General features: G+C 44.2%; 7 protein-coding genes and 1 pseudogene. All 8 read left to right on the top strand.

What is annotated here, in order from left to right:
- Positions 1-65 precede the first annotated feature (65 nt).
- A complete protein-coding gene (rpmJ, locus tag BG32_RS03575) occupies positions 66-182 on the top strand; it encodes a 50S ribosomal protein L36 (protein ID WP_014730478.1) in 117 nt (38 codons plus the stop codon).
- Positions 183-194: 12 nt separating this feature from the next.
- A complete protein-coding gene (gene rpsM / locus BG32_RS03580) occupies positions 195-563 on the top strand; it encodes a 30S ribosomal protein S13 (protein WP_006492373.1) in 369 nt (122 codons plus the stop codon).
- 17 nt (positions 564-580) lie between these two features.
- Positions 581-967 carry a 30S ribosomal protein S11 gene (rpsK, locus tag BG32_RS03585; protein WP_121509785.1) on the top strand — a complete coding sequence of 129 codons (387 nt, stop codon included), beginning with the start codon at positions 581-583 and terminating at the stop codon, positions 965-967.
- A gap of 16 nt (positions 968-983) precedes the next feature.
- Positions 984-1610 (top strand): 30S ribosomal protein S4, encoded by a 627-nt coding sequence (gene rpsD, locus BG32_RS03590; RefSeq protein ID WP_121509786.1) that lies wholly within the window; start codon positions 984-986, stop codon positions 1608-1610.
- A 54-nt stretch (positions 1611-1664) separates the two neighbouring features.
- Entirely contained in the window at positions 1665-2684 is a 1020-nt protein-coding gene (locus tag BG32_RS03595; protein ID WP_039882853.1) for a DNA-directed RNA polymerase subunit alpha, read from the top strand.
- A gap of 21 nt (positions 2685-2705) precedes the next feature.
- On the top strand, positions 2706-3188 hold the full coding sequence (locus BG32_RS03600) for a bL17 family ribosomal protein (RefSeq protein ID WP_006492379.1): 483 nt from the start codon (positions 2706-2708) through the stop codon (positions 3186-3188).
- 38 nt (positions 3189-3226) lie between these two features.
- Positions 3227-3883 (top strand): fructose-6-phosphate aldolase, encoded by a 657-nt coding sequence (gene fsa / locus BG32_RS03605; RefSeq protein ID WP_006492380.1) that lies wholly within the window; start codon positions 3227-3229, stop codon positions 3881-3883.
- Between the two features lie 177 nt (positions 3884-4060).
- A pseudogene (locus tag BG32_RS03610) lies at positions 4061-4411 on the top strand (transcription termination factor Rho); the annotation flags it as partial.

The raw sequence follows: 4411 nt of genomic DNA on the forward strand, positions 1-4411 counted from the left end.
ATATACGACCTGACCAAAGGAAGAATTGTTTATCGTAAAAGGATAGACAAAGGAGGAGAAACGAATTGAAAGTCCGCGCTTCGGTCAAGAAGAGATGTGAACACTGCAAAGTGATAAGACGCAATGGCAGAATAAGAGTCATCTGCGAAAAAAATCCAAAGCACAACCAGCGTCAGGGTTAAGGAGGGATATAGATGGCACGTATCCTTGGTGTTGAACTTCCTAATAACAAGAAGACTTTCGTTGCCCTGACCTATATCTATGGTATAGGTTATACAAGATCGAACGAGATTCTTTCAGGAACGGAAATCGATGGCAACAAGAGAGCAAAAGACCTGACTGACGAAGAAGTTAGTAAAATTGCGAAGTACATAAATGAGCATTACAAGGTTGAAGGCGAGCTCAGAACTGAAGTCGACAGGTCGATTAAGAGACTAATCGAGATAGGAAGTTATAGAGGTTACAGGCATAGAAACGGGCTTCCGGTACGCGGTCAGAAGACGCATTCAAATGGGAGGACCAGAAAGGGTTCTAGAGCCAGTAAGATTCGTAAGAAGAGCTAAACGGGAGGTAAAAGTGAATGGCAAAGAGACCAGCAGCCAAGAAAAAAAGGAAACTGACAACTGATAGGGGAGTAGTACATATAAAGTCCTCTTTCAACAACACAATAATTACGTTGACTGACTCAGAAGGGAACACTCTTATGTGGACGTCAGGTGGAACCGCCGGATACTCCGGATCGAAAAAATCAACACCCTATGCGGCTCAACTGGGCGCAGATAAGATTGCTAAAGAGGCCATCAAGCTAGGGATCACGAGAGTTGGAATAGAAGTCAAGGGCCCAGGTTCTGGAAGGGAAGCTGCAATCAGGACAATTCAAGCGGCAGGTCTTACTGTGGAGACGCTCAAAGATATCACGCCACTGCCTCACAACGGTTGCAGACCACGCAGAAGAAGAAGAGTCTGATTTAGGAGGGAGTTGAATGGCCAGATATACAGGACCAGTGTGTAAACTTTGTCGTCGTGAAGGATTTAAGCTGTATTTGAAAGGTGAAAGATGTTTTTCGCCAAGGTGTTCTCAGGTGAAGAGGCCAGTCGCCCCTGGACAACACGGAGCCTCCACTAGAAAGCTCACCCAATATGGCATGCAGTTGAGATCTAAACAGGTTGTAAAGAGGATTTACGGTGTTCTTGAAAGGCAGTTCAGACGATATTTTGAAGCGGCTTTGAAAAAGAGCGAAGAAACGGGAAGTGCTCTGATGAAGATTCTTGAATCAAGACTTGACAATATCGTTTTCAGAATGGGATTCGCCTCGAGCAGGAGACAAGCAAGACAGCTGGTTAACCACGGACACGTTCTTGTTAATGGTAGAAGGGTGAACAAGCCTTCCTTCAATTTGAGAGTCGGTGACATCGTGGAGATCAAAGAGAAGAGCAGAAGTGTTTTACCGATCAAAGAAGCGGCAGAAGCTGCAAAAGAGAGAACAGCCTATCCATGGGTTGAGGTAGACTACGAGACATTTAGAGGTACCTACCTGAGATATCCTGTAACTGAAGAAGTAGAGATTCCAGTTGATCTGCAGTCGATTATTGAGCTCTACTCCAAGTAAATCCGATTCTTACCTTCTTGGAAGGAGGTGTGTGCCCGAATTCTGGGCGAAACAATGTTGACATCAATAATGCCAAAAAACTTGCGAATTGAAGAAGAAAGAGAGGATGATAACAGCTATTTTACAAGATTCATCCTTTCTCCAATGGAAAGAGGATATGCCACTACTATCGGGAACTCTCTTAGGAGGGTTCTCCTCTCATCGATACCGAGTATGGCAATCACAAGACTAAAGATACCTGGTAAATATCACGAATACGACGTTATTGACGGAGTAAAGGAAGATATTCTCGAAATAATCCTTAATTTCAAGAAAGTCCAGTTAAAACCCGCACTTGAATTCTCTGATGCGGTGAAACTCACACTCGAGACAGCGGGACCAGGAGTCATTACAGCCGGCGATATTAAAACTCCTACTGGGGTAGAGGTAGTCAACCCGTCTCAATACGTAGCTACTCTGAACACAGATTCAGTTATTTATATCGAGCTTTTCGCTGAGATTGGACGAGGGTTTGTTCCCGTGTCGGAAATGGAAATAGAGCACGACGTTGAGATGATTTACATCGATGGGATCTTCAGCCCTGTGTTAAAAGTCAACTTCCAGGCCGAGAACGTCCGGGTTGGAAAGAGAACAGACTATGACAAGCTTATCTTGGATGTGTGGACCAAGAAATCGATAACCCCTTCTGATGCGCTTTTGAGAGCAACTGACATACTTATCAGGCACTTCGAGGTCTTCTCCAACGGTCTAGGCCAGCCGGCTCAAGGTCTTACAAGCTCAGCGCTCAAGCAGGAAGAAGAGGAAATCATTTCTGAAGAAGCGGAAGTCACTGACGAAACCCCCCAGGTGGAAGAGCAGGACTCGAATTCCCTTGGAGCGAAGAAGGTTGAGGAACTCGATCTTTCCGTCAGATCCCTTAACTGTCTCAAGCGCGACAAGATCAACACAATTGGTGATCTTCTCGACAAGAGCGAAGCTGATCTTCTGAGGATCAGGAACTTCGGAGAGAAGTCCATGCTGGAAGTTGTAAAGAAACTGAGGGATAAGTTCAACATCGTACTCAAGAAAGAATGATTTTGAGGAGGCCTATTAGCTATGCGCCATAGAGTCAGTGGAAGCAAACTAAATATGCCCCACAGCCAGCGAGTCGCTTTAATGCGAAATCTGGCCAGGGAGCTTTTCGAACATGGAACAATCGTTACTACAGTCACTAGAGCAAAGGAACTAAGACCCTTTGTTGAAAGTATTATTACTAAGGCAAAGAAGGCTTCTCTACTTTCAATCGAGATTTCTTCTAAGGGCCCTGACAGTGCAGAAACACAGGTACTGAAGTCAAAGAACCTTGCTTTGCATCGAGAGATAAACAGGAACTTCAACGACAGAAAGCTTGTCAAAAAGATCTGTGATGAAGTTGCAGTTAAGTACCACGAAAGAAACGGAGGATACACCAGAATAGTCAAATTAGGTATGAGAAGGGGCGACGCAAGTGAAATGGCCGTTCTTCAGTTAATAGACAACGAAGAAAAACAGGAAAAGAAGCCCGAGAAGAAAGCTGAAAAGAAACAGGACAAAAAGTGATGGCTACCGCAAGGTAGCCATTCTTCGGAGGTGTGGCAATGAAGATATTCCTTGACACGGCAAACATTGAAGACATTCGTGAGGGAATGAAGCTTGGTCTCGTCGATGGCGTGACTACCAATCCAACATTGGTTTCCAGAGAAGCAGTTAAGTTCGAAGACCGAGTTGTGGAGATATGTGAAACGGTTAAGGGTCCTGTATCGGCGGAAGTAACGTCCACTGATTACGAAAACATGGTATTACAGGCGAGAGAACTCGCGTCACTTAATGAGCATGTGGTCGTGAAAATCCCTATGACAAGAGATGGAATGCGAGCAGTAAAGACACTTAGTGGCGAGGGAATCAAGACAAATGTTACCTTAATCTTCAATTCTCTTCAAGCAACACTTGCTGCCAAAGCAGGCGCAACATATGTAAGTCCATTTGTCGGAAGGCTCGATGATATTGCAAGCAACGGAATGGGAATAGTTGAGGAGATTGTCCAGATATTCGCTAACTACGGTTACAGAGCTGAGATAATTGTGGCAAGCGTGAGACATCCTATGCATGTTCTTGAGGCAGCTCTCATGGGGGCTGACATCGTGACAATTCCCTATGAAGTACTTCTCAAACTATTCAATCACCCGCTCACTGATATCGGAATTGAAAGATTCATGGATGACTGGAAACGCTATCAGAAACAGCAAGGCAAATAAGCTTTGATTTTTTCCGCGTAAGTGGTATATTATTTCTGAAAGAACTTGTAGCTCACCGGAGACAGGTCTTCCATGCTTTCTTACAAATATTGCAAGCTTCATATTCTCTATAATTCCTAAAGATACGGAAGGAGGGTAGGTACATTCTTCCTGTTGTGATTGGATGTACCGTCAAATTTGAGCCCAAGAAAGAAGAAAACGGAAGAAACACCGAACGAACTTGATGAAAATGTCGTAAGTGAGAAGAAGCCGACCAGAAAGAGAACTACTCGAAAGAAGACTGAAGTCGAGAAGCCCGAAAAAAAGGAGGAAACACTTAGCGCTACTTCTAATGAAATCGAAGGAAGCGTGAAAGAAAATGAGGTTTCATTAAAAAGAGATGCCGAAAAGAAGATGGATTCGGAATCTGAGTCTCAGGAATCAACTAGTGAGAGCACTACAGATGAATCGAAGGAGCTTCCCAGAAAGGACAAAGACAAGGATAAAGACAACATAAGGGAAGTCGAAATCGATATCTCACAACTCCAG

Source organism: Mesotoga sp. HF07.pep.5.2.highcov (genome assembly GCF_003666285.1).
Taxonomy (GTDB): domain Bacteria; phylum Thermotogota; class Thermotogae; order Petrotogales; family Kosmotogaceae; genus Mesotoga; species Mesotoga prima.